The organism is Meridianimarinicoccus marinus, assembly GCF_040689105.1.
Classification (GTDB): Bacteria; Pseudomonadota; Alphaproteobacteria; order Rhodobacterales; family Rhodobacteraceae; genus Meridianimarinicoccus; species Meridianimarinicoccus marinus.
The window spans coordinates 1-325 of record NZ_JBFBVU010000109.1 but is presented as its reverse complement, the minus strand read 5'-3'; the positions used below and the strand labels follow the sequence as shown (position 1 = coordinate 325).

The 325-nt window shown below is 60.3% G+C and carries 1 pseudogene; it reads left to right on the top strand.

Features of this window, described 5'->3' with window-relative positions:
- A pseudogene (locus AB0T83_RS20390) lies at positions 1 to 325 on the top strand (hypothetical protein); the annotation flags it as partial.

Genomic DNA, 325 nt, shown 5'->3' with positions numbered 1-325 from the left:
CCCGGCTGAAAAAGATCGTGGCGGACCTGACGCTGGATCGTGAGATGTTGCAGGACGTCATACGCCGAAAGCTCTGAAGCCTGGCCGTTTACGGGAGATCGTCACCGGGATGTGCGTTGATTGGGGCGTGTCGATCCGGAAGGCTTGTGGGGCCATCTGTTTCGACACGTCCACCTACCACTACAAGTCCCGGCGAACGGATCAGGCTGCCGTCGAAAGGCGGATCAAGGAATGAGGAGGGTCGGCAGACAGTCCGGGGGACTGTTTGCCCGACGAATGCAGAGACCCGTGTGCGCTATGGCTACAGGCGCGTTCACGTGCTGCT